Source organism: Phormidium yuhuli AB48, assembly GCF_023983615.1.
GTDB classification, from domain to species: Bacteria; Cyanobacteriota; Cyanobacteriia; order Cyanobacteriales; family Geitlerinemataceae; genus Sodalinema; species Sodalinema yuhuli.
Genome location: NZ_CP098611.1, coordinates 736,729 through 760,143, shown reverse-complemented (window position 1 = coordinate 760,143; position 23,415 = coordinate 736,729). Strand labels below are relative to the sequence as shown.

General features: G+C 51.2%; 18 protein-coding genes. 8 read left to right on the top strand and 10 right to left on the bottom strand.

Annotated features, from left to right (window positions below; translation table 11 throughout):
- Window positions 1–14 precede the first annotated feature (14 nt).
- Window positions 15–617 (bottom strand): methyltransferase domain-containing protein, encoded by a 603-nt coding sequence (locus NEA10_RS03105; RefSeq protein WP_252663762.1) that lies wholly within the window; start codon window positions 615–617, stop codon window positions 15–17.
- An 83-nt stretch (window positions 618–700) separates the two neighbouring features.
- Window positions 701–1,906 carry a glycosyltransferase family 2 protein gene (locus NEA10_RS03100; RefSeq protein ID WP_252663761.1) on the bottom strand — a complete coding sequence of 402 codons (1,206 nt, stop codon included), beginning with the start codon at window positions 1,904–1,906 and terminating at the stop codon, window positions 701–703.
- A 105-nt stretch (window positions 1,907–2,011) separates the two neighbouring features.
- Here NEA10_RS03100 and NEA10_RS03095 point away from each other — a divergent pair, with 105 nt between their 5' ends.
- From NEA10_RS03095 to NEA10_RS03080, 4 genes are all read left to right on the top strand, one after another.
- Window positions 2,012–3,265 carry a glycosyltransferase 87 family protein gene (locus tag NEA10_RS03095; RefSeq protein WP_252663760.1) on the top strand — a complete coding sequence of 418 codons (1,254 nt, stop codon included), beginning with the start codon at window positions 2,012–2,014 and terminating at the stop codon, window positions 3,263–3,265.
- A gap of 205 nt (window positions 3,266–3,470) precedes the next feature.
- A complete protein-coding gene (locus NEA10_RS03090; protein ID WP_252663759.1) occupies window positions 3,471–4,202 on the top strand; it encodes a Uma2 family endonuclease in 732 nt (243 codons plus the stop codon).
- Window positions 4,202–5,017 carry a Uma2 family endonuclease gene (locus tag NEA10_RS03085; RefSeq protein ID WP_252663758.1) on the top strand — a complete coding sequence of 272 codons (816 nt, stop codon included), beginning with the start codon at window positions 4,202–4,204 and terminating at the stop codon, window positions 5,015–5,017. Before NEA10_RS03090 ends, NEA10_RS03085 begins: the two co-directional genes overlap by 1 nt.
- Window positions 5,017–5,832, top strand: a complete 816-nt coding sequence (locus NEA10_RS03080) for a Uma2 family endonuclease (RefSeq protein WP_252663757.1) — start codon at window positions 5,017–5,019, stop codon at window positions 5,830–5,832. Before NEA10_RS03085 ends, NEA10_RS03080 begins: the two co-directional genes overlap by 1 nt.
- A gap of 69 nt (window positions 5,833–5,901) precedes the next feature.
- Here NEA10_RS03080 and obgE read toward each other — a convergent pair whose 3' ends face one another.
- Both obgE and NEA10_RS03070 read right to left on the bottom strand, forming a co-directional pair.
- Window positions 5,902–6,915 (bottom strand): GTPase ObgE, encoded by a 1,014-nt coding sequence (obgE, locus tag NEA10_RS03075; protein ID WP_252663756.1) that lies wholly within the window; start codon window positions 6,913–6,915, stop codon window positions 5,902–5,904.
- 63 nt (window positions 6,916–6,978) lie between these two features.
- Window positions 6,979–7,683 carry a Mo-dependent nitrogenase C-terminal domain-containing protein gene (locus NEA10_RS03070; protein WP_252663755.1) on the bottom strand — a complete coding sequence of 235 codons (705 nt, stop codon included), beginning with the start codon at window positions 7,681–7,683 and terminating at the stop codon, window positions 6,979–6,981.
- A gap of 60 nt (window positions 7,684–7,743) precedes the next feature.
- Here NEA10_RS03070 and NEA10_RS03065 point away from each other — a divergent pair, with 60 nt between their 5' ends.
- Entirely contained in the window at window positions 7,744–8,112 is a 369-nt protein-coding gene (locus NEA10_RS03065; protein WP_252663754.1) for an EamA family transporter, read from the top strand.
- Between the two features lie 17 nt (window positions 8,113–8,129).
- Here the strand turns inward: NEA10_RS03065 and NEA10_RS03060 are convergent, their stop codons facing one another.
- A complete protein-coding gene (locus NEA10_RS03060; RefSeq protein WP_252663753.1) occupies window positions 8,130–8,360 on the bottom strand; it encodes a hypothetical protein in 231 nt (76 codons plus the stop codon).
- 108 nt (window positions 8,361–8,468) lie between these two features.
- Here NEA10_RS03060 and NEA10_RS03055 point away from each other — a divergent pair, with 108 nt between their 5' ends.
- Window positions 8,469–10,478 carry an NAD(P)/FAD-dependent oxidoreductase gene (locus NEA10_RS03055; protein WP_252663752.1) on the top strand — a complete coding sequence of 670 codons (2,010 nt, stop codon included), beginning with the start codon at window positions 8,469–8,471 and terminating at the stop codon, window positions 10,476–10,478.
- On the opposite strand, the gene NEA10_RS03050 is transcribed toward NEA10_RS03055, so the two are convergent.
- The 3 genes from NEA10_RS03050 to NEA10_RS03040 form a co-directional block, all read right to left on the bottom strand.
- The gene (locus tag NEA10_RS03050; RefSeq protein WP_252663751.1) at window positions 10,441–12,288 is read right to left on the bottom strand and encodes a SpoIIE family protein phosphatase; all 1,848 of its coding nucleotides are present in this window, start codon (window positions 12,286–12,288) and stop codon (window positions 10,441–10,443) included. The two genes, NEA10_RS03055 and NEA10_RS03050, sit on opposite strands and share 38 nt — an antisense overlap.
- Window positions 12,289–12,458: 170 nt before the next feature.
- Entirely contained in the window at window positions 12,459–12,908 is a 450-nt protein-coding gene (locus NEA10_RS03045) for a YlqD family protein (protein WP_252663750.1), read from the bottom strand.
- Window positions 12,909–12,955: 47 nt separating this feature from the next.
- Complete coding sequence (locus NEA10_RS03040; protein ID WP_252663749.1) at window positions 12,956–14,920, bottom strand: AMP-binding protein; 1,965 nt, start codon at window positions 14,918–14,920, stop codon at window positions 12,956–12,958.
- A gap of 648 nt (window positions 14,921–15,568) precedes the next feature.
- Between NEA10_RS03040 and NEA10_RS03035 the strand changes: the two genes are divergently transcribed.
- Window positions 15,569–15,988, top strand: coding sequence for a hypothetical protein (locus NEA10_RS03035; RefSeq protein ID WP_252663748.1), 420 nt, complete (start codon window positions 15,569–15,571; stop codon window positions 15,986–15,988).
- A gap of 7 nt (window positions 15,989–15,995) precedes the next feature.
- Window positions 15,996–17,960: an NACHT domain-containing protein gene (locus NEA10_RS03030; RefSeq protein ID WP_252663747.1), complete on the top strand. Its 1,965-nt coding sequence runs from the start codon at window positions 15,996–15,998 to the stop codon at window positions 17,958–17,960.
- Window positions 17,961–17,992: 32 nt separating this feature from the next.
- On the opposite strand, the gene NEA10_RS03025 is transcribed toward NEA10_RS03030, so the two are convergent.
- Together NEA10_RS03025 and NEA10_RS03020 are read right to left on the bottom strand one after the other, a co-directional pair.
- Window positions 17,993–21,283, bottom strand: a complete 3,291-nt coding sequence (locus tag NEA10_RS03025; RefSeq protein WP_252665276.1) for a PAS domain S-box protein — start codon at window positions 21,281–21,283, stop codon at window positions 17,993–17,995.
- Window positions 21,284–22,024: 741 nt separating this feature from the next.
- Entirely contained in the window at window positions 22,025–23,413 is a 1,389-nt protein-coding gene (locus tag NEA10_RS03020; protein WP_252663746.1) for a sensor histidine kinase, read from the bottom strand.
- Window positions 23,414–23,415 lie beyond the last annotated feature (2 nt).

The window sequence follows — 23,415 nt, the reverse complement described above, 5'->3', positions numbered from 1 at the left end:
GGGAGAGTCGGAAGTTAGGGGGTGGGTTTGAGGCGGGCTACAAAATGCAGGTTTCCATCGAAGATATAGGTGAAGGGACTGGGATAGAGATGAAGTTGGGTTCGTTTAATCTCAGGAGACCAGCCTAATTCCTCAAAGAGATGGTTCCATTGACTAGAGGAGAGGTAGTTATAGGGAAGGGAGACTCCATAGCTACGATTTCCCACCCAGTCCATAAAGCGTAAACGCAATTCGTCGAAGGGGTTGTTGGCGGTATGGTCTTTAATCAGAATGGCCTGTTTGGCAACGCGAGTACATTCTTGTAGGAGTTTCTGGGGATGGTGGGTGTGGTGGAGGACATCGACGAGTAAAACCAAATCCACATGGTTGTCGGGGTAGGGCAGGGTTTGCCCGTCAAAGGCTTCGACGGGAATCACGGTTTGGGGACGGACGAGAACGTCAACGCCTTTAAGTTGGGTGTGGGGACGTAGTTGCTGGATGGCGAGGGCAATTTCACCGCTTCCACAGCCGACGTCGAGGCCCTGGAGGGGTTGGGTGTTGGGAATGAGGCTGGCAAGATGACGGGCGAGGACTTGAACCCGACGGTTCATGACGAGGGATTGATGGAGAGTTTGCATGGGGTTAGGGGAAGGCAAAAGGCAAGAGGCATAACCCACCCCCTGCCCCTCCCAGGAGGGGAAGGCAAGAGGAGGGAGGGGGGTTATTTGGGGGTGAAGCGGTAGCGATCGCAGAGGACGGCGTAGAATAGGCCACTGAAGAGGGTTTGGGCGCCGATGAGGATGAAGACCATGCCGGTGATGGCGGGACGGATGGCGTAGAGGGGACCGAATTCGACGGCAAACCAACTGTGTAGGACGGATAACTCGATGCCGATGCCGATGCCGGCCATGACGAGGGAGAAGAGGAGGATTTTCTCGATGCTGACGGCTTTGACGAGTCGATCCATGCGGGGCGATCGCCGCTGGATGCGATGGGTTAAGGTGTAAAGATGGGCCAAGAGTCCGGTTAGGAGAAGTTCGTAGCCCAGCAGACAGGCGAGGGCGGCAACGACAATCCAATGGTCGTTAAAGCGGAAGTTGCCGATATAGACAGCTTCTCCCCCTGGGGTGAGGTTTAGCATGGCGGCTAGGATGAGACCAAAGCTGAGTAAAAAGCTGCCGGGAACCCAGTAAATGATTTTGGGGGCGAACAGGAGAATATATTTAAGATGTCGCCAGCCGTCGGACCAGGGGCGCAAGTGAGGGGGGCGATCGCGGCCGTCGCGGTGTAAGGTAATGGGAACTTCTGTAATCTTTAATCCTAAAATCGCGGCTTTGACCAACATTTCCGAGGCAAACTCCATCCCGGGGGATTCCATTTGGAGTCTCTGAAATGCCCGTTTGGAAAAAGCCCGCATTCCGCAATTCACATCGGAAAAGTTAGACTGATAGAGGGAATTGACCACGGCTGTTAGGACTGGGGTTCCCAAATAGCGATTTTTCCAGGGCATGGCCCCGGGCATAATTCGTCCCTTGAGGCGAGTTCCCACCACTAAGTCATACCCTGACTCCAACTCTCGGACCATCGCCACCGCTTCCCGGAAATCATAGGAGTCATCGGCATCCCCCATGACCACATAGGTCCCCTGGGCGGCATTAATCCCCCAAATCAGGGCGGCCCCATAGCCTCGAACGGGAACATCGACAACTCTCGCCCCCAGGGAGTTCGCTAAGTCTTGAGACCCATCATCAGACCCATTATCAGCCACGACTACTTCTCCTCGCAGCCCCAATTGGGCGATCGCAATTTTGGCTTTTTCAATACAGGTTTCTAGGGTTCTAGCTTCATTGAGGCAAGGTAGAACAAAGGACACATCGACGAGATTCGATTTCGATGTCCGCTGTTCGGGTTGCGTAATAGACCTCATACTGATATCCCTCCGAAAACAGGTAATTTAAGAGATTGGTTTAAAGTATGGACTGAATAGCCATGGGTCGCCCCCATCCTAAATGTTGCCGAGTTCACCCTAATCATGAAACACCGTTCCCTGGGGATCATCATTCTCCTGATTCTACAATTTGTGCTACTGACCGTCATCAGCCTTGGGATTTTCCCTCAGTATCAAAGCTGGCATGGCTTTGACCTACAACATTACCACCGTATCTCCCTCTATCTGCAACAAGGACTCATCCCCTACCGGGATTTTCTACTGGAGTATCCGCCGTTGGCCTTGATTCCCATCCTGCTTCCCCAGTTGCTATCTCCCCAGGTTCCCCTCGATGGGGTCGATTACGCGGTTGGCTTTGTGATGGTCAATCTCATCCTCACCAGTCTCATGGGGCTGGGAATGGCCCTGATTCCCCATCCCCGTCCCCAGCAAACTCTCCTAGGCTATCTACTGTTAACGGTTCTCTTGGCCCCCCTCCTCCCCTGGCGCTATGACTTATTTCCGACGCTACTGACGTTGGGAGGGCTTTTGGGGATAATTTTCAATTTTCCACTTTTAGCGGGGGTGGCGCTCGGTCTAGGCATCGCTACGAAGCTGTATCCGGTGGTATTGCTCCCTATCTGGGGCTTGTATTTTGCGGTTTCTCGGGATTGGCGGGGGCTGGGGAAACTGAGTCTGGGGGCGATCGTATCGACGTTACTCAGTTGTCTTCCGTTTTGGCTTCTGGCTGGTGAGAGTTTCACCTCATTTTTGACCTATCACAAAGACCGAGGCTTACAAATTGAAAGTCTTTGGGCTGGATTAATTAGTTTGGGTCATGTTCTGGGACTGACTGAAGCCAGTTCTGAAATGAATTTTGGCGCACAACATATTGTCTCACCCTTGGCGGCCCCCTTGCTGACGCTGCAACCGGTTATTTTCGTGGGGATGATGCTACTAATTTATGGGTTAGCTGCTTTAGTGTTTCGGCAAGAGATTCGACAATCTGAATCAATTAAACTTCAGAGCTTAGTGGTCTTTTCGTTACTATCCCTCTTAGGGTTTATCGTAACCAACAAAGTCTTTTCCCCTCAATACTTGATTTGGCTCCTTCCCTTTGTTCCTCTGCTACGATGGCCAGCGGTGACGGTGGTGGGGGTCAGTTTCGCGTTGACGACAACGGTGAGCTTTGTGACCCGACAATTGCGACTGATGTATCCTCCATCTGTCCTGATGCTGAATTTTCGCAATCTCTTGCTATTTGGACTGGTTTTATCTTTATTATTTAGTTTTTATAAAAAGCTAAGCGAGACCCCAAAAAAGATGAGTGCATCTCACCTTGCAAACCACACCGAATAACCCACCCCTACCCCTCCCAGGAGGGGATTTTCCCGAGATTTCCCCTCCTGGGAGGGGTGCCCGACAGGGCGGGGTGGGTTCAACTTTTTTAACCATTCAGACACATTCAAAAAGCAGAAAATATGCTATAATTCAACCAAAAGAGTCAAGCTGTCGCAATCGTTGTCGCCTCAATTTCCTGTAAGTAATTTACCCTAAAACACTTATGGTTAGAGAACTCTCGCAATCAACGGATATCATCTACCCCGACGGTGACGGACAGCCCATGGCAGACAATACGAAACAATTTCGCTGGATTGTGGTAATTAAGGAAAACTTAGAACTTCTGTTCGCCGATAATCCCGATGTGTTCGTGGCGGGGGATTTACTCTGGTATCCGGTGGAAGGGAATAATCGCCTTCGTCGCGCCCCCGATGCGATGGTGGTGTTTGGACGGCCCAAGGGCGATCGCGGGTCCTATAAACAATGGGAGGAAGACAATATCGCTCCCCAGGTGGTGTTTGAAATTCTTTCCCCAGGAAACCGATTTTCGGAAATGGCGCAGAAACAGGCATTCTATAACCATTATGGCGTGGAAGAATACTATGTCTATGACCCGGATGAAGTAGATTTGACGGGGATGATTCGTAATCAGGGGATGTTAGAACCGGTTGAGGAGATTCAAGATTGGGTGAGTCCTCGTTTGGGGATTCGTTTTCAGCTTGAGGAAGGAACCTTGAAGATCTTGACTCCCACAGGAGATCCTTTTTTGGGCTTTATTGAACTCGATCGCCGTCGTCGGGAGGCTGAGGAACGGGCCAATCTGGCGGAACAACGGGCCAATCTGGCTGAAGAAGAACGCCAACGAGAACGTCAACGGGCCGACGCCGCCGAGGCCCAACTCCAAGCAATGGAACAACGGTTACGAGAATTAGGACTCGATTCAGGAGATAGCTAATGGTTAGAGAACTCTCGCAATCAACGGATATCATCTACCCCGACAGTGATGGACAACCCATGGCGGACAATACGAAACAATTTCGCTGGATTGTGGTAATTAAGGAAAACTTAGAACTTCTGTTCGCCAACAATCCCGATGTGTTCGTGGCGGGTGATTTACTCTGGTATCCGGTGGAAGGGAATAATCGCCTTCGTCGCGCCCCGGATGCAATGGTGGTGTTTGGACGGCCCAAGGGCGATCGCGGGTCTTATAAACAATGGGAAGAAGATAATATCGCCCCCCAGGTGGTGTTTGAAATCCTCTCTCCGGGAAACCGATTCTCTGAGATGCTAGCGAAGCAAGACTTTTATAACCGCTACGGGGTGGACGAATACTATATCTATGACCCCGATCAGGTGGACTTAGTGGGAATGCAGCGTCAAGAGGGACAATTGACGCGGATTGAGGAGATGCAGGATTGGGTAAGTCCTCGTTTGGGGATTCGTTTTCAACTCGGTGAGGGGACTCTGACTATCTTCACCCCGACGGGAGATCCCTTTTTGGGCTTTGTGGAACTCGATCGCCGTCGTCGGGAGGCTGAGGAACGGGCCAATCTCGCTGAAGAGGAACGCCAGCAAGAACGTCAACGGGCTAATCTCGCCGAAGAGGAACGTCAACGGGAACGCCAACGGGCTAATCTCGCCGAAGAGGAACGTCAACGGGAACGCCAACGGGCTAATCTGGCGGAACAACGGGCTGACGCCGCCGAGGCGCAACTCCAAGCGATGGAACAACGGTTACGAGAATTAGGACTCGATTCAGGAGATAACTAATGGTTAGAGAACTCTCGCAATCAACGGATATCATCTACCCGGATAGTGACGGACAACCCATGGCGGACAATACGAAACAGTTTCGCTGGATTGTGGTGATTAAGGAAAACTTAGAACTTCTGTTCGCCGACAATCCCGATGTGTTTGTGGCGGGGGATTTACTCTGGTATCCGGTGGAAGGGAATAATCGCCTTCGTCGCGCCCCCGATGCGATGGTGGTGTTTGGGCGGCCCAAGGGCGATCGCGGGTCCTATAAACAATGGGAGGAAGACAATATCGCGCCCCAGGTGGTGTTTGAAATCCTTTCTCCAGGAAACCGAGTTTCGGAAATGGTACAGAAACAAGCCTTTTACGAGCATTACGGTGTAGAGGAATACTATATCTATGACCCGGATGAGTTGGATTTAGCGGGGATGCTTCGTCATCAGGGACGGTTAGAACCGATTGAGGAGATTCAAGATTGGGTAAGTCCTCGTTTGGGGATTCGTTTTCAACTCGGTGAGGGAACCCTCAATATCTTCACTCCCACGGGAGATCCCTTTTTGGGCTTTGTGGAACTCGATCGCCGTCGTCGGGATGCAGAAGCTGAACGCGATCGCGAACGTCAACGGGCCAATCTCGCCGAAGAAGAACGTCAACGAGAACGTCAACGGGCCAATCTCGCCGAAGAAGAACGTCAACGAGAACGCCAACGGGCCAATCTCGCCGAAGAAGAACGCCAACGAGAACGCCAACGGGCCGAAACTGCTGAGGCCCAACTCCAAGCAATGGAACAACGGTTACGAGAATTAGGACTCGATTCAGGAGATAACTAATGGTTAGAGAACTCTCGCAATCAACAGATATCATCTACCCCGACAGTGACGGACAGCCCATGACAGACCTTAAACAAACTCCGGTTCCCGTTGGTCCAGGACGTACCAAACGGCGTTGAGGAGTTCATCTAACCCCTGCTGAGCCACAGCAGAAATCTGTAAAATGGGATAGTCGGAATCCGGCTGTAAGGCTCGGCTGAGGTCTTGGATTTCCTCGGGAGTGCGATCGCAGGCATCCAATTTACTCAAGGCGATAATCTGGGGACGCTCGGGTAAGCCCCGGTCATAGGCCACTAACTCCTCACGAATCACCCGATAATCCTCCAAGGGATTCTCCGCCGTCACATCCACCAGATGCAACAACACCCGCGTCCGTTCAATATGACGTAAAAATTCATGGCCTAACCCCAATCCCTCATGGGCCCCTGCAATCAATCCGGGAATATCCGCAAATACGGTTCCATCTCCCGTGGGTTTCCGTACCACCCCCAAATTGGGAACCAGCGTCGTAAAGGGATAATCGGCAATTTTGGGACGAGCCGCCGACAAGACGGAAATTAGGGTGGATTTCCCGGCGTTGGGAAGGCCAATAATCCCCACCTCCGCTAGCAATTTTAACTCTAAGCGTAATTGACGAATCCGCCCCGGCCGTCCTTCCTGAGCCACTTCTGGGGCGCGGTTACGGTTGCTCAGATAATGGCGGTTTCCATGACCCCCCTTTCCTCCTTCCGCCACACAGACTTTTTGCCCGGGTTCGACTAAATCGCCGACAATCTCCCCTGTTTCCAGGTCATAGGCGACGGTTCCACAGGGAACTTCTAGGATACGATCGCCCCCTGAAGCCCCAGTACAATTATTATTGCCTCCCCGTTTGCCATTCTCAGCCCGGAAGCGATGGGCGTAACGGAAATCCAACAGGGTTTGTAAATTATCCGTCGCCAGCAAATACACAGACCCCCCCCGTCCCCCATCCCCACCGGCCGGGCCGCCAGCGGGGACATACTTCTCGCGACGGAACGCCACCAGGCCATCGCCTCCGGTTCCACCTTCTACTTCAATTTCAACGCGATCAATAAATTGCATAATTTGGGACTAGGGCTGGGAATTAAGACAGGGTGAGTCAGGGAACGCCCTCCAACAGAACCGCTAAAAATAACGGCTGACATCCTCCCCACAGTCATCAGCGAGGTAGGACAAGGCCCGGAACCTTAACGCCACTAACTGTTCATAGAGAGGATTCAGTTCACACATCGGAGGGATGCGAACCAACTTTTTGCCAAAAAGCGTGATTTCCCGTTCAAAGGGGCAATTGGCAGGAATCAGGCGACAGAGAAACCGAGCTACGTTGGGGTCATGAACCTCAACATGGTCTAGCCATTGTCGCACAGGGGCGAGAACATCGCGCTTGTGTTTTTCCTTCTGGAACTGGTACTGGGTAATCTCCGGAGAGGGGAGGGTTACCCGATCTTGTCCCTCTTCTAAGTCTTCCAGGGTGTGGCGTAGGTTTTGTAGCGCATCAGGACAGTTCCCCAACGCTTGACAGAACTCTTGCAGAAGTTGGTCCTCCCCGAGAGTATAGACCCCATCGGCGATCGCCACCATCACCGCCGTTCTCAGGAAATTTTCCCCCACCTGGGGGTCATCCCCCAAACTCTGGGCCAGTTCCTCAGGGGAGATGGTCTCCTTTTGAGCATCAAGACGCGCTAACTCTGGGTTATTGTGGGTAATCTCAGCGATCGCCCGCCGTTCTCGTTCATCGAAATCACCATCGGCCCAAGCGATGGCTAGCAGGCCCCGTAACCAGGCCTGGCTTTGCTGTTGATTTTCAGGCGATGCAGTTGTCTGAATCATAGTAATCACGTACGTTAAGGTCTCGACTGCTGTTTCGTCCTAACGAATGGGAGACATCTTGTGACCCTACAAGAGTTTGTGCTGTTCCTAATCTCAATTTTAACCAATTCCCTGGGGCAGTTTCTGCTCAAAGCCGGGGCCCTTAAACTGGGGGCCAGCGCTCCTCAAGGGGTACTCGCCTTCCTCTGGGGGGTCTTAAGCACTCCTGAACTGCTCCTGGGACTCGTCGGCTATGCCGCTGGGGCCATGGTCTATATCCTACTTCTGACACGGGTTAACCTGAGCGTCGCTGGGCCAGCTACCGCGCTGGCCTATGTCATGGCTGTTCTCATCGGTCATTTTGGTTTTGGAGAAACTATCCCCCCCCTACGCCTAATTGGGCTAGGCTTAATCATGACCGGCGTGATTCTGGTTATCAGCCGTCCCTAACCTGTCCAAACGTGACCCTAAAAGGCCTCCCAGGCTTGACGGACAATCCCACTGAGCCAATGACGTTGCTCAGTATTTAAAAATTGGTCTTCTTCCAGGACTTCCGAGAGTAAGTCGTCCAAACTGCGGCCCTGGCGACGTGTCATCTGGATCACACCCGCGATCGCCGCCGCCACTACCTCAGGGCTAACCGGCTGTCGCCCCAATTCCATCGTGTCCTGTACAGTCTCTGGGATAAAATAATCCATAATCAATCACACACAACCCAAACAACAGTTTTTTTAGACAGTGACCTGGGCGACTCGTCTTGTGGTGAACACAACCCAAGTGACTTCGACTCAACAGCAAACTTAGTGATGAAACAACTTCTCTACTGGGAAATTCCTACACCGGATACGGCTGCTGTCCGCCATTGGCTGCACCAGGACTGGCAACCCCCAACTCTTCGCAATCAAGGAGAGGCGATCGCCACCCCCGACGGACTCCGCATCCCCCTTGGGGACGGTGAACTCTCAGTATTCGTTTGGTCGTTACAGCGAACCACTTATCTTAAAGTCTTTCGTTGGGCAGACCGCCCCCTCGCCGGTGAACGTCAACTGGCCAATCAGTTAAAACAGGACGCGATACGTCAGTTTCCCCCTCACTATCCCCAACTGCCCGAAATTGACCTTTCGCAGCAGTCTATATTTGACGCACTTCTACCACATTACCCAGAAACAGTCAAGCATTTTCAAAATATTCCCAACGGTGAATATGACCTCAATCGCGTCTATTGGTGGGAAAAACGCTGGCGCGAGGGAGTTCTCAACCCCGAAACCCCCAAACAAGTCGTATCCTTCACCAGCGAAGCCGCTAACTCTGGCGACCCCGACTATGACCTGATTTATCTTGGCGGGGCCCTAGGGGTGATTCATGCTGCCGTCATGGCTCGCCGAGGCTATCGGGTGCTGCTGATTGAGCGGCTGCCCTTCGGACGCATGAACCGAGAATGGAACATCTCCCGCGATGAATTCCAAAGTCTGATTAACCTAGGACTCTTCAGCCCCGAAGACTTTGAGCAGGTCATCGCCTGTGAATATATTGATGGCTTTAACAAATTCTTCGATGCCAACAATCCCCCCAGAACTCACGCCAAAGTCCTGCATACCCCCAAAGTCCTCAATATCTCTGTCGATGCCGAACAACTGCTGAGAATCTGCGGTGACAAACTGCGGGCCGCCGGAGGGGTCATCTGGGATGAAACGGAATTTGTCAGCGCCGATATCGGGGCTACCCTGGCTGAAATCCAAGCTACCCATCTCCCGAGCGGTGAGTCAAAACAGGCTCGCGGGCGGTTACTCGTCGATGCCATGGGAAGCGCCTCCCCCATCGCCTGGCAACTCAACGGCGGTCGCACCTTTAACAGCGTCTGTCCCACCGTCGGGGCCGCCATTTCCGGAGGCTTTGACCCCCAAGTCTGGGACCATCAATTTGGCGATGTCCTCCATTCCCATGGCGACATTTCCCGAGGGCGACAACTGATTTGGGAACTCTTCCCTGGCCGGGATGGGGAAGTGACCATTTATCTGTTCCACTATCACGAAATTCACCCCGAGAATCCCGGCTCCCTTTTGGAGATGTATGAGGATTTCTTCCAGATTTTGCCTGAATATCGCCGCTGTGATGTAGACCAGCTGCAATGGCGTAAAGCCACCTTCGGCTATATTCCCGGGCATTTCAGCCAAAGCAGTCGCGATCGGCAAGTGGCCTGGAATCGTCTTGTCGCCATCGGTGACTCGGCCTGCCTACAGTCTCCCCTGATCTTCACCGGCTTTGGGTCCCTGGTGCGAAATATGGAACGGCTGACGCAACTGCTCGATACCGCCCTAACCCATGATCTCCTCGATGCCACCAATCTCGATCGCATCCGGGCCTATCAAAGCAACGTCGCCGTCACCTGGCTTTTCTCCAAGGGGATGATGGTCCCGACGGGCAAACAGATCGCCCCGGAAAAAATCAACGCCATGCTCAATGTCTTCTTTGGCCTCCTGGCCGACGAACCCCTAGAGGTGGCGGAAACCTTCATCAAAGACCGCACCAGTTGGGGCCTATTCAACGGCCTGGCCCTTAAAGCCGCTGTCCAACATCCCGAAATCTTACTCTGGATTTGGCAACTGGCCGGCCCCTGGGACCTGCTGCGTTGGACTGGGAGTTATCTCAACTTCACCAAAGAAGCCCTAGTGGGTTGGAGTCTCAGTTGGATTCCCCGGTTCAGCCGTTGGGCCCAACCCTGGGCCGAAAAACGCTACCCCTCTCTTTGGCTGTGGTTACAAGCGATGAGTTATTCCCTCACGGAAGGCTTGGGACGGCGCTTTTCGCCACAATAAACTCTCCCATTGAGGAGGAGACATAAGGCCGACGTTTAATCACCAACAAGGTGATATCGTCATAGACCTTATGGCGACCAATATGCCGGCGTACATCGTCAATCACCCCCTGGAGAATTGCTTCGGCGGTGCATTGGCGATGCTGGCTAATCACCTGACAGAGTCGCTCAATCCCATAGAGTTGCTTGTGTTGGTTTTCAGCTTCCGTAATCCCATCGGTGTAGAGAACCACCACATCCCCGGGGTTGAGAGACAAATGGTGACCGTTGATAAAGTCCAGAATGTTGGTGTCCAAGCCAATGGGGAAGCCCAAATCAATGGTGTCCACCCGTTCAATTCCCTCCTCCCGGGCAATAATGACCTCTTCATGTTGGCCACTGAGTTTCAGGAGGCCATCGTGATAGTCAATGAGGCATAACGACAGGTTCTTGTCACTCTGCATCCGTTGCACGTTCTGGTAAATGGTGCGGTTGATGACATCGAGAAACTTCCGGGGGTCTGTTTCTTGATATTCCTCCAGGGTGCGGACGGCGGTTTGAACCATGATGGCCAATACCCCACTTTCCAAGCCATGGCCCGTCACATCACCGATGCCGATTTTGATGGATTTCTCGCCGATGAGGATATCGTAATAGTCTCCCCCCACCTCGTCGGCCGGTTCCATATAGGTGGCGATTTCCAGTTCGCTGGCTTTTTGCAGTTCATGGGCGGTGGGAAGGAGCATTTGCTGAAGTCGCCGTGATATATTGAGTTCAGCACTGAGATGTTCGTTGAGCGCTTCGGTTCGGTTATTCTCTTGGAGGAGCGATCGCAGATAACTCGCCAATAACCCCGTCACCAGCAGGCCAATCACCAAGGTACTCCCCACCCGCCAGGAAAACTGTCCTCGGTCTAACCGGGGCAGAATCAACATTGACCACTCACGCCCACCCACATTGAGGCTGCGAATACAGTTATGATTGGGCTGAACAGGACAGTAATATCCCTCAGCCATGTAAATTGCCGGAATCTGTTGCCAATCCGACTCCAGAGTTCGGGTTTCGGCATTATAGAAGAACAAAAAGTTCTCCTGAGCCATTGAGGTTTCTTTGAGTAGAGATGAGTCGAGGACGTCAACAGTCATCTCAAAGAGATAAAAATCCAGATTGCGGATATCCAGGGTTCCTAGGGTTAACCTCACCATCTCTTTGAGGTGATAAATCCCGTAAACAATCCCTAAAAATTCAGGATTATCGTCCCCTAGAGCGGGATCATCATTCTCCGACACAACCTGATCATAAATGGGATGATAGACGTTAAACACATGCTCTTGAGCCTGTGGGTCAAAGCGGGTACGACTGACTTGACTCCGGCCGCTTTGTGCCGCATTGGCGATCGCCCAGTCATCGAACGTTTCTGGCCGTTCCAGGCTAACCCGAGACGAGGCTTGAAGCCGATACTGTTTTGTTGCCCTAACCCTGAACTCATCCTCAGAACTGTTAACTGCCCAACCTAATTCGAGTAATCCAGGATACTGAGGAAAAATTGAGTCCGTAAACTGATTTAACTGGGCTTCATCAATTTGAGACTTGCTCTGCACAAAACGTCCCAGGGTCAGGGTTCCCTGCAAAGACCCCTCGATACGCTGTTGCAAAGCAAGTGCAAGATGATTGACCCGTCTAGGAAATTGCTGTTGCAAACTTCGCATCTCCTGGGTTGCAACAAAAATCGCTACACTCCCTGATATAAGAGAGCCAAGGACAAGTGTTAGCCAGACAGAGATGTAGGAGCGCATCAGAGTATCTCGGAAAAACTGTAGCTGTTTTAACATAGTAATTAGTATAGATTCTCAATTGCGATTTGCCAATCAGCTTTGAGGCAGGGTCATGATTCCGTAAAAACACTGACATTAGGGGCTGGGGAAAGAACAGACAAAAAAAGGGACAGGAACTGCCCCTGAACCCTAAAAAAAATTAGAATGGCGATCGCACCAGAGACGACTTATAGTTCGCCGCGAATATCGACAATTTCTCCATCTTTAATCACCACGTCAACCTTGAGCTTTTGCACCAGGTTATCGCCCTTACCCACATAAAAGAAATTTTCAATTTGTCCCTGACTGACCTCCTGCTCCATCTCAACTGTTTGCACTTGCTGTAGCTGTTGCAAAATTTGGTTCTTCTGTTCTAAGAACTGCGCTTTCCGCTGATTAACCTGCACTTGCAAATTATCAATCTGCTGTTGTGCTTGGGGACCGAGGGGCTGAGTACTTTTAGCTTTCAGTTCCGAAACCGCTTGCTGGGCCTGCATTTCCAACTGTTGGAGTTGGCTATCGAGCCGGTCCATCTGTAATTGTAATTGTTGTTGCGCCTCCTCCTTCCATTTCGGGGTGACGATCGCCACAATGGTGATATTACGCTTGAGCAGTAGTTTAGAGTTGTCGAGTTCCATGAATCTCTCTTGATAGGTGAATGATGCGTGGGAGTTGGCCGAAGAACCTACCCGAACATCTCGTTAATGGTATCGCGGTAGCGCTCCTGCACAACCGGCCGTTTGATTTTTAGAGTCTGAGTCATCATGCCATTTTCCATCGAGAACGGCTCCTGTACCAACCGGAAGGGGCCAATCCGGTCATCGGCCCGATAGCCTGGACGATTCTTCACCTCCCGGCTAAGTTCTTCCCGGAACAGTTGCTGTACCTGCTCCTGATGGAGGTCTAAGGGCGGAATCGCCTCGCTATTCACCGTAAGTCCTTGAGCCGTTCCCCATTGAGCTAACGACTCCCAACTCGGGACAATCAACGCCCCCAGTTGACGCTGATCCTGACCCACCAAAACAATTTGGTCGATATAAGCACTCCGAACACAGGCATCCTCAATGGGTTGAGGCTCGATGTTCTCCCCATTACTGAGGACAATGGTGTCTTTCGCTCGTCCCGTTAGACGCAGGTGTCCACCGGGGAGTAAACAACCTAAATCCCCGGTATTAAACCAGCCTTCGGCATCAATCGCGTTCTGTGTCGCCTCGGGGTTGTTGAAATAGCCGCGCATGACCTGAGAACCGCGTCCCAAGACTAAGCCTCGTTCTCCTTGCGGCAGTGAACGCCCAGTTTCAGGATCAACAATGCGGATTTCCGTTTCTACCAGAGGTAGTCCCGCCGACCCCTGTAAATTGGCCCAAGCACGACGTACTGTTAAGACGGGGGCGGTTTCCGTCAGTCCGTAGCCCACGAGTAGTTTAATTCCGATGATGCCGAAGAACTCATCAATATGTTGAGCCAAAGAGCCACCCCCACTGATGAGAAACTTGATTTTTCCCCCTGTAGCCGCACGGACTTTACTATAGACCAGTTTATGACCTAAGCCATGGAGAGGGGTCAAGGCTAGGGCTTGTAAGCGGGCCATGAACCGTTCTAACCCCGAGGGAGGGGTCTGATCAAGGATGAGACCATCGCGGATGTTTTGTGCCTGGAGATGGCGACGACTAACATTGATGAAGAAGCTGACCAGTTTCTGTTTGTTAGCCGGTTGTTCTCGGAAGTTCTTTTGCACCCCCTCGTAGATAGATTCCCAGAGACGGGGAACGCCAATCATGATTTGAGGTTGATGGTCTTTGAGATCGGTTTTGAAGTAGCGCAGGCTGGTGTAGATTTGGGCGCAGCCTTGGGAGAGCAGGAAATACTCACAGGTGCGCTCGTACACGTGCCAACTGGGGAGGATGCTGAGGGCGCGATCGCCCGCTTGGGGCACGAAAACATGACGGAAGGCGTTAACCTGATGCAAGAGGTTGCCATGGGTCAACATGGCTCCTTTAGGACGGCCCGTGGTTCCGGAGGTGTAGATGAGGGTGGCCAGGGTACTGCGATCGCTCTGGGGTAGTTTGAAGCGGGCCGCATCCCCCAACGCCATAAATTGACTGAAGTTGAGCAGGCGGAAGGGAGTTTCCTCGGGGGGAGTTTCTTCTGAGAGTAACACCACCCAGGCAATATCCTGACTTAGCCGTAATTCCTCATCGTTAGAGGATTGGAGTTTTTCCAGGGTCGCTAGGTTTTCCAAGACCAGGCCCCGACTTTGACTATGTTGGGCAATGTAGAGAAGTTCATCGCGATCGGCTTGACTCGATCGCACCGCATCGGCGGCCCCGGCGGCAATAATTCCCTGATCGGCAATGAACCAGCGGGGACTGTTTTCAGAAAATAGCACCACTCGCGGCGGTAACTCATCCCCTGAGTCGAGGCCCAGACTCTGTAGGGCCGTGGCGAAGGTCTGAATCTGTTGCCAGAGGTCCCGATAGGAGAGTTTGACCGGGGGGTCATCATGGGGATTCTCTAAGGCAGTCAGGTTTTGGAAGCGATCGCTGGCAATAGACCAGACCTCGGTCAGAGAGTTAACTTGGCTGTAATCTAGGGAATTTTTGAGGTTTAGCTGCTCCTGGGGAGGCAGTTGAGTGGATATAGAGGTCATAGCTGTTATCGAAAAGGTCTCAATGGTTTTGTTAACTTAACTCTCTACAGTATCTCGGTAAATTCCCGCAAACTTTGTTGCACTCTGTGACAGTAGGGTGAGAGGCAATAGGGAGAACCACAGAGATCCCGAGGATAAGTCGCAGAAGGCAATAGGCCGTCGGCCGTCGGGAAAGGGGGGTTAGCGTGAATCTGGGTTAGGGCTTCCCCCCTCTGGGAACAGACCCCAGGGGTCAGAGACCCCGTCTCTTTGAAGCTGTCTCAAGGCTTAAATTCACTCTATCCCATGAGGGGTCTTCCTCATTGAGAGTGTAACCCGTCATGGGTAAATTGAAAACGTATATTTACTGACTCATGTCATATCTAGTCAGGAGAATTAAGCACATCCATAAATATAATCACTGGGTCGATAAAAAAAGGATGTCATCCCGTTCAAACCGTTACCCAGCAAAAAATGCAGGACTGATGCAACTCAGGATATGTCATGACTAGGACTGATATATTTGAATCTTCAACCGCCATCAAACCTCCCTATCTTGACTCACAACGTTCCTTTCCTGTGGTGTAAGACCCCCCACCCCAACATTGTTTTTTAGCAGCAAACTATGTTAGAGAAGACGGGTAACTTAAAATTAGGAGAAGAACGTCAATGGGGCCCCTAGAATTAGGTTTGGCAGGAATTGCCTCGGTGATGTTGACCAAAGCTGCGGAAAATACGGGTCAGATCGTGTCCAAGGAAATGTTAGAGATCGCCCTACCCCCGATGAAATCTGCTGCTGACCGTTTGTCGACCCATCTGCAAAATGGGGTCAGTCTGTTGGGGGAACGGCTGCAATCCCGCTTTGCCAACGCTGAAGACTCCCCCGAGAATCCCTTTGATAACCCCCAGTTGGTGGCCCAGATGGTACAGGAAGAGGTCCGAGATCCCCAACTCGCCACCGTGGTGGAGGAGGTAGAACGACAATTCCCGCCGATGAATATCAAGATTGACCAGCGTAAGCAACAGGGGATTGTCATTAACGAAGGAACCGCTAACTTCAACGAGACCATTCAGCAAACCTTTAGCTAGGAGGACAATGGGGGGCGATTATAAGCAACAGGGTATTAATCCCAATGATGGGGCACAGGTCACGATTTCCCAAATGGTGCAGAATTTTGGCGGTCCTGCCGCTGCATCACGGGATGCTAGTGAAGCCAAACTGCTGAATGCCGTCAAGAATGAGGTGGCGGGCCGGCTATCGCGATCGCTCTGTCATCAGGTTGATTTACAACTCCAGACGATGGAAGACCCCAGCCAGGTCATCACCCCCTGGTCTGTGGATGTAAAAGTGGGCAAGGCGCTTCCTGAGCATCTTGGTCATCAAACCCCTATCATTGATATTTTTGATCGTCCTGATGTGGCAGGACGCTTACTGATTCTTGGGGCCCCCGGTTCCGGGAAAACCACAGTCCTGCTGCAACTGGCCCAAACCCTCATTGAACGGGCCGAGGACACTCTCAACCATCCGGTTCCCGTCCTTCTGAACTTATCGGCTTGGAATGTGGGGTTTAAAGAGATTCGCAGCTGGCTGATTCTGGATCTAAAACTCAAATATGGCATCCGCCAAGACATTGCCCAAAAATGGCTCGATCGCGGCCGCATTATTCCCCTCCTCGATGGCTTAGATGAGTTGATGTCCCAGCGTCAGGAAAGCTGCATTCAGGCTCTCAATCAGTTTCTCCCGGATTGGAGTGGCATTCCTCTGGTGGTGTGCTGTCGTTTGGATGAATATCAACTCTACAACTCTCATTTAGGTTTAAATGGAGCTTTAGTCTTAAAACCTCTCAGTAACCCACAAATTAAACGCTACTTAGAACAAGCTCACTGTGGTTGGCTTTGGCAGGCGATTTGCCAAGATAGAGACAGTATAGACCCGGACAATGGCTTAGCGCGATCGCCCCTATTTCTCAATATCTTGGTCTTGGCGAGTGAGAACTTACCGCTAGAACTCTGGCAACCGTCCGTAAGTCCTGAAAGGCGACGGCGGGCATTATTTGAAGCCTATGTACAAACCCGACTGCAACGCCGCTACTTAGGAGGGGGCAATTTACCGGCCACTCGTCATGGTCAGAAACCCTATCACGATGATCCCCAGACGCTACGCTGGCTGGGGTGGTTAGCTTCCTGGTTAATGGAAGACCAGCAAACTGAGTTTTTTATTGAGAAATTACAGCCTTATAGCTTACAAAAAAAGCCTGAAAAACTAATCTACGGACTCGTATTAGGCGTTATTCTCGGTCTAGTTGTTGGGCTACTGTTTAGCCTGATTTATGGTTTAATTGAAGGGCTGATGAGTGGCATGATTGGGGGATTAGTCGTTGGCTTAATTGTGGGTTTGGTTGGGGGACTGATTCGAGAAATAAAAACTGTTGAGACGATTCATTTTTCTCGTAAATTAGCCTCAAAATACCTCTCTCAGGTGATTAGCAAAAGCCTTTTTCTGGGCTGGATGGTGGGATTGCTCGGGGGGATAACCGGAGGACTCATTGGTCAACGCTTTGGCGGCGTTTGGATTGGGGTTCTCGGGGGCATCATGGTGGGGCAGATTTTTGGAACAGTGGTCGGGATTATTGGGGGTTTAGCAGAAGCGTTTGTGGGGGGAGAAATTGATACGAAAACAGAGGATAATCAAGGGATTTATCGCTCCTTAACCAATGCCTTTATCTTTGGATGTATGTTTGTACCGGTTGGGTTCCTCATTCCTTTAGCATTGCACTATTTCAATGAGCCAATCACCTGGATGCAACTGATTCGGGAAGGGGTCGTGTTGGGGTTCTTATTTGGGGCCTTTGCGGGGGGGTTGAATAGTGTGATTTCTCATTGTGCCTTGCGGGTCACCCTTTGGCTCTTTGGCTACAGTCCTTGGAACTACAGTAAGTTTTTATGCTACTGCACGGAACGGGGGTTTCTACAACGGGTAGGAGGAGGCTATCGTTTTGTGCATGGATTGTTGCAAGACCATTTTGCTGAGCAATATGGCGTGAAAGATGCTAGGGGGTAGGGGCCCCCCTAAACCTAGAGGACACCTTACTCCTAAGATTCTGACGAGGGTTGTAGGGGCAATTCAATGATAAAGGTGCTACCTTCTCCCGGCGTTGAGTCACAGGTGAGGGTTCCCTGATGTCGCTCGACGATAATTTGATAGCTGATGGACAGGCCGAGACCAGTCCCTTTGCCGACGGGTTTGGTGGTGTAGAAGGGGTCGAAGATACGATCTTGGACGCTCTCGGGAATGCCACTGCCATTATCACTGATCTTAATCTGAAGGCGACCCTCTTCACGGATGGCCGTTTCTAGAGTGAGGCGGCCTTGAGTGGGATTGGCTTCTCGAATGGCATCTACGGCATTATTAATGAGGTTCATAAAGACCTGATTTAAGGCCCCGGCGTAACAGCTGACCTGGGGGACTGTGCCATAGTGAGAGACTAATTCAATTTCAGAGCAGTCCTCGCTTCCCTGCAGACGACTCGATAGAATCATGAGGGTACTCTCAAGACTCTCGTTGATATCAATGGTTTTTACGTCGGCTTCGTCAAGGCGAGAGAAGGTTCGCAACGATCGCACAATTTTCTGAATCCGCACGGCCCCGGTTTCAATGGAACTAAACAGATTCGGCATATCCTCTTGGAGATAGTTGAAGTCAATCTCGTCGATAAACTCTGTAATCTCGGGATGGGTTGCGATGCCATGCTGTTGATACAAGGCAATCAGTTTGAGCAGATCTTGACTGTATTCTTTGGCGTGAACAAGATTCCCAAAAATGAAACTCACCGGATTATTGATTTCATGGGCAACTCCAGCCACCAATTGTCCTAAACCGGACATTTTTTCAGCTTGAATCAGTTGGGTTTGGGTTTGTTTGAGTTGTTTCAGGGTGGTTTCAAGTTCTTGAGTTTTGGCGATCGCCTCCTGTTCAGACTGTCGCGATTGTTGGTAGAGGACGGCTTGCTGGATGGCGATGGCCAGGCGATCGCAGACCGCTTGCAGAAGTTCGATATCGCGATCGCGCCAAGCTTTAGCGGCCATTTCCTGACTACAGACTAATGTTCCCAGGTGTCCATTCCCGGCATTGATGGGAAACAAGACTAAGGACTGATAGCCTAAGACTTGGAGTTGGTCTCGTAATAGAGCATCTTCAAGCTGATCAGCCTGATCAACTCGGATAGCCGGTTGGGCCTGCAAAACCTCTGAGAGAATTTTAAAGAAACGGGCACCATGCTCTTTTTGATGACAGGGCAACCCATCCCGTTTCGCTTCAGTGGCAAAGCTATATTGACTCAGGGGCTTGTCTCCCGCATAGAGTAGGAAGTAACAACGATCAATATCGAGCAGTTCGTAGATAGCCTGCACTGTAGTCTCTAGGATGGTGTTGAGATCCAAAGATTTACGGATTTGTTGAGAAATGCTATTAATAAGTTTCTCTTTTTGTGCCAGGAGGCGGTACTTACGCTTCGAGGACTCCAGGGCGAACTCCACTAAACGCCGTTCCGTAATATCTGTGGACGTGCCGATTAGACGGGTAACTCGGCCATGACTGTCGAAGATGGGGGTTAAGGTCAGGTGTAAATACAAGGTGAGATCGTCTTTAGAGAAGCTTTCTTCGACGGTAATCTTATCTCCAGCCTTGAGACAGTTGTCATAATGCTGAGTGGTCCGAGAGCCTATGGCATCTCCGAATAACTCAACGGGGGTCTTACCCACCATGTTCGGACGGTAGATGCCAGTTACCTCTTCAGCGCGGGCATTCCAGTCTGAATAGCGCCATTGTCCATCCTCAGCATAATCGACCACAAAGACGATATTGCCTTGATTGTCATAAATGCTGCGTAGAAACTCCTCCTGTTGCCGTAAGCGTTCTTGAATGGCTTGAGTTTCCGTGACATCCCGGGCAATGGTGGAGAGATAGCCCTCATACTCTGGAGTGGGGGGATGGTAGATGATAATCTGAGAGACAGGGAATGGCTCTCCATTCGCTCGTTTCAGTTGCGTAGTCCCTTTCCAAAGCCCGTCTTTAATGGCAGAGGGAATGGCTTCAGCTGCCAAAAAGTCTACCATATCCGCAGGAATAAAGTCCTCAATCTTGTAATCATTGAGGTCACAATCAGGGCTGACTCCGACGATGTCGCGCCCTCCCCGGTTCACATAGGTGATATTTCCCTGGAGATCGGAACTGCTGATAAAATCGGGTGAGGCTTCAAGGATTGTAATGAGTCGCTCTCGTTCCGCTGCATTCTGTTTCTGGTCTGTGATGTCTCGGGCACTGGTGTACATGACTCCTTCATCGGGGAGACTCACAGTCCGCCAGGCCAGCCAGCGATAGTCTCCGTTGCGGGTACGATAGCGATTTTCAAACCAGGGGGTGTGATGTCCCGTGGCAATTTTTTGCGCTTCGAGTTGGGTTTGCTCGCGATCGTCGGGATGGACGAAGCTTAAAAAAGGCTGGGTCTTTAATTCTTCTAGGGAATAGCCCAAAGTGCTCACCCAGGCTGGATTGATGGCTTTGAAGTAGCCGTCAAAGCCAATAATCGCGAACAAGTCTAGGGCGCAGTTGAAGAAGCGATCGCGCTCGAGTTCTGCCTGTTTCTGCTGGCTGATGTCAACAATCATACCATCCCAGACAATATCTCCGTTAGGCCGTCGTTCCGGTTGGGCCGTAGCTGAGAGCCATTTCAGTTGTCCTGAATGGGTGTAATTGCGCCATTGATAGTTCCAGGTGGTCAGATTTTGAGCCGATTCGGCCACACTTTGGTTAAACTCCTCCACATCATCAGGATGAATTAAACTCCAGACTAAATCTGGATCGGCTACTAGGACTGCGGGGTCTAATTCATAGAGATCGTAACAACGGGGACTCATATAGGGGAAATAGTGTGAGCCGTCGGGCCGCAACAGGTATTGATAAATCACCCCTGGGATATTGCTGGTTAGTTTCTCAAATTGTAGTTTTTGCTGATAGAGTTCCCGTTGTGCTGTCAAATCGACGGTTAAGCCTTGTAGTTGGGTTCCTGTGGGACTCGGAAACTGCCAGATTTGACTGCGAACCCAACGCTGCTGACCATCGGGACGAGTCAGGGTATATTCCAAGGTTAGATCTGCTTGTTCAGCGTTCGCTGCCTGGGCACATAGATAGCGATCAATACGCTCTCTAACAAAGTTCTGATGTTTCGGGGCGATCATCTGTAACCAGAGTTCTGGGGGCTGATTTGACTGAGGGAGCGCTCGTCCATAGAGTCTTTCAGCTGCCGGATTGAAGCATAACAAGCGACCACTGGGCCAATCGACGAGCCAACTGGCTTCACTCATGCGATTAAACACGGGGTCCATCACCGGGGTTGAACCAGAACGCGGTGTGGGTTGGCTGGGTAGGGAGTGCTGTGTTTGTGAAGAGGTGAGGAAGGAGGTCATGAAAAATACCTATTTCTAAAGATGGGCCAGATGTGCTGCGAATATGACCAATATGAATCGAGTTACGTAGCGGGCTGTAATTGAACTTAATAAAAAGTTGATGGATATCGAGTGTTGATTTCCCATTAGCATGGGAGAATTCTGGGGTTATATCGTATAAAGTTTAATCATGTTTAGGCAGGATAAAGTTGTCAAAAGCGAAAAAAAATACTCGTTTGGCTTGAGTGAGTTTCCTCCCATCGTTAAGTAGATGTACGCAGTCCCTGTTTAGATCACTCAAGTTGCTCCACGGGTAAACTCCCCGAGTCTGCTGGGTTTGGTGAAACATCTCGACCTAGGGAGAGTCATCACTGTGTTTCCAGAGACTGTGAGCGGGTTCCAGCTTCTATGTGGAGTTTTCGCCGCTACCTTTTAAGGACAAACTAGAATTGTTAAAACAATATTAACATTTTTTGCTGGATCATGATGGATAAAGGCGTTAAATGGGCTACAACATTTCGATAGTTGAGAGATCCCATTATTATAAATAGCAAAGTTTTCCTTAAATCTTCCCTATCTAGGGGTAGAGATATGTTAAGCACGATAAGCAGGGGTGGGACTGTGATATCCAGGAGTGATGGCAGAATTGACCCGATTTGAGAAGATTCTGGGTCTGATTCCCTAAGACAGGGGATGGCCCGGGAGGATAATTTCTACGGTGGTGCCTTGATCGAGGCAACTGTCAAGATGAATCTCGCCACCGTGGCGTTGGACAATGGTCTGGGCGATCGCCAAGCCTAACCCAGAGCCTGAAAGGGGGCCGGAGTCCTGACGACGGGCGGGATCGACGCGATAGAAGCGTTCAAAGACATGGGGGAGGGCTTCTGGGGGAATACCGATTCCGGTATCGCTGATGTGGACCTGGAGGGTTCCTGGAACTTTACTGGCTTTCTGAGAGCGAGTGGGGAGATGATAGCCTAGGGTGACTTGGACTGCACCACCGTCGGGGGTATATCGTAGAGCATTCCCGAGTAAATTGAGGAAGAGGCGAAATAGCTGGTCCCAATCTCCTAGGACAGAAAAGGGATCATCGGCGTTGGGCCCCTCGCCACCGGATTTAGGGGGACTGAGTTCAGGGTCTAAAATTCTGAACTCTAGGTCAATTGAATGGGAGGTGGCGATCGCCAGTTGTTCTTCCACCACTTCCAACAAAAGGGCATCCAGAGGCACGGGTTGCGGGTCCCAGGGAACCATGCCACTATCTTGTCGAGTCAGAAATAGCAAATCATCCACCAACCGCCCCAGTCGTCGGGTGAGACGTTCGATATTTTCTAGGGTCCGGGAGCTGGCATTATCCCGCAAATCTGGGTCTGCTAGGGCCACTTGAACTTGGGTTTGAATGCTGGCGATGGGGCTGCGTAGCTCATGGGAGGCATCGGCGGTAAACTGTTTGAGATACTGATAGGACTCTCTCACCGGCTTCATGGCTAAGCCAGACAGCCACCAACCCATGGCCGCCACCGAGGCAATCATAACGGTAATGCCAAACCCCAAGTCTAAGGCTAAATCACGACTGGGGCGGGCAATTTCAAACCAGGGATGACTGACTCGTAAGTACCCCACGACTTGGCGATCGCGGCTAATGCGCTGGGCAATTTGTCTGAGGATGGGGCGACGATCAGGGGCGTTGGCGTCTTGTAAATAGACGGTTTGGGGAGTCCGAGTGGCGGTGATGGGAACGTTGAGGGGTTCTCTGAGGGTTGACCAGAGCAGTTCTCCGGTGGGGCTAAACCATTCGATATCAATGCGATCTTCTTCTAGGCTATCGGCATTCTCGCCAAAACTGGCCTCTAGATTTAGACGCAGTTGGGGAATGCCGTTCGCTTGCGGCTGTTCGTCGATGGTGAGCGATCGCTCTACCACTTCTAGGGAATGCTTCAGGGTATCATCGACGCGATCGATTAGGGTACTGCGTACATATAAGTAGACCGTTGTGGCAAACAGGAGCAATAACAGGGCGGTGATACTGGTGTACCACAACACCAGTCGCCGGCGCGTTGCCTGAAACATAG

Coding starts and splice junctions, on each gene's coding strand:
- NEA10_RS03105 (WP_252663762.1), bottom strand. CDS start 617: ATGCAAACTCTCCATCAATCCCTCGTCATGAACCGTCGGGTTCAAGTC.
- NEA10_RS03100 (WP_252663761.1), bottom strand. CDS start 1,906: ATGAGGTCTATTACGCAACCCGAACAGCGGACATCGAAATCGAATCTC.
- NEA10_RS03095 (WP_252663760.1), top strand. CDS start 2,012: ATGAAACACCGTTCCCTGGGGATCATCATTCTCCTGATTCTACAATTT.
- NEA10_RS03090 (WP_252663759.1), top strand. CDS start 3,471: ATGGTTAGAGAACTCTCGCAATCAACGGATATCATCTACCCCGACGGT.
- NEA10_RS03085 (WP_252663758.1), top strand. CDS start 4,202: ATGGTTAGAGAACTCTCGCAATCAACGGATATCATCTACCCCGACAGT.
- NEA10_RS03080 (WP_252663757.1), top strand. CDS start 5,017: ATGGTTAGAGAACTCTCGCAATCAACGGATATCATCTACCCGGATAGT.
- obgE (WP_252663756.1), bottom strand. CDS start 6,915: ATGCAATTTATTGATCGCGTTGAAATTGAAGTAGAAGGTGGAACCGGA.
- NEA10_RS03070 (WP_252663755.1), bottom strand. CDS start 7,683: ATGATTCAGACAACTGCATCGCCTGAAAATCAACAGCAAAGCCAGGCC.
- NEA10_RS03060 (WP_252663753.1), bottom strand. CDS start 8,360: ATGGATTATTTTATCCCAGAGACTGTACAGGACACGATGGAATTGGGG.
- NEA10_RS03055 (WP_252663752.1), top strand. CDS start 8,469: ATGAAACAACTTCTCTACTGGGAAATTCCTACACCGGATACGGCTGCT.
- NEA10_RS03050 (WP_252663751.1), bottom strand. CDS start 12,288: ATGTTAAAACAGCTACAGTTTTTCCGAGATACTCTGATGCGCTCCTAC.
- NEA10_RS03045 (WP_252663750.1), bottom strand. CDS start 12,908: ATGGAACTCGACAACTCTAAACTACTGCTCAAGCGTAATATCACCATT.
- NEA10_RS03040 (WP_252663749.1), bottom strand. CDS start 14,920: ATGACCTCTATATCCACTCAACTGCCTCCCCAGGAGCAGCTAAACCTC.
- NEA10_RS03035 (WP_252663748.1), top strand. CDS start 15,569: ATGGGGCCCCTAGAATTAGGTTTGGCAGGAATTGCCTCGGTGATGTTG.
- NEA10_RS03030 (WP_252663747.1), top strand. CDS start 15,996: ATGGGGGGCGATTATAAGCAACAGGGTATTAATCCCAATGATGGGGCA.
- NEA10_RS03025 (WP_252665276.1), bottom strand. CDS start 21,283: ATGGACCCCGTGTTTAATCGCATGAGTGAAGCCAGTTGGCTCGTCGAT.
- NEA10_RS03020 (WP_252663746.1), bottom strand. CDS start 23,413: ATGTTTCAGGCAACGCGCCGGCGACTGGTGTTGTGGTACACCAGTATC.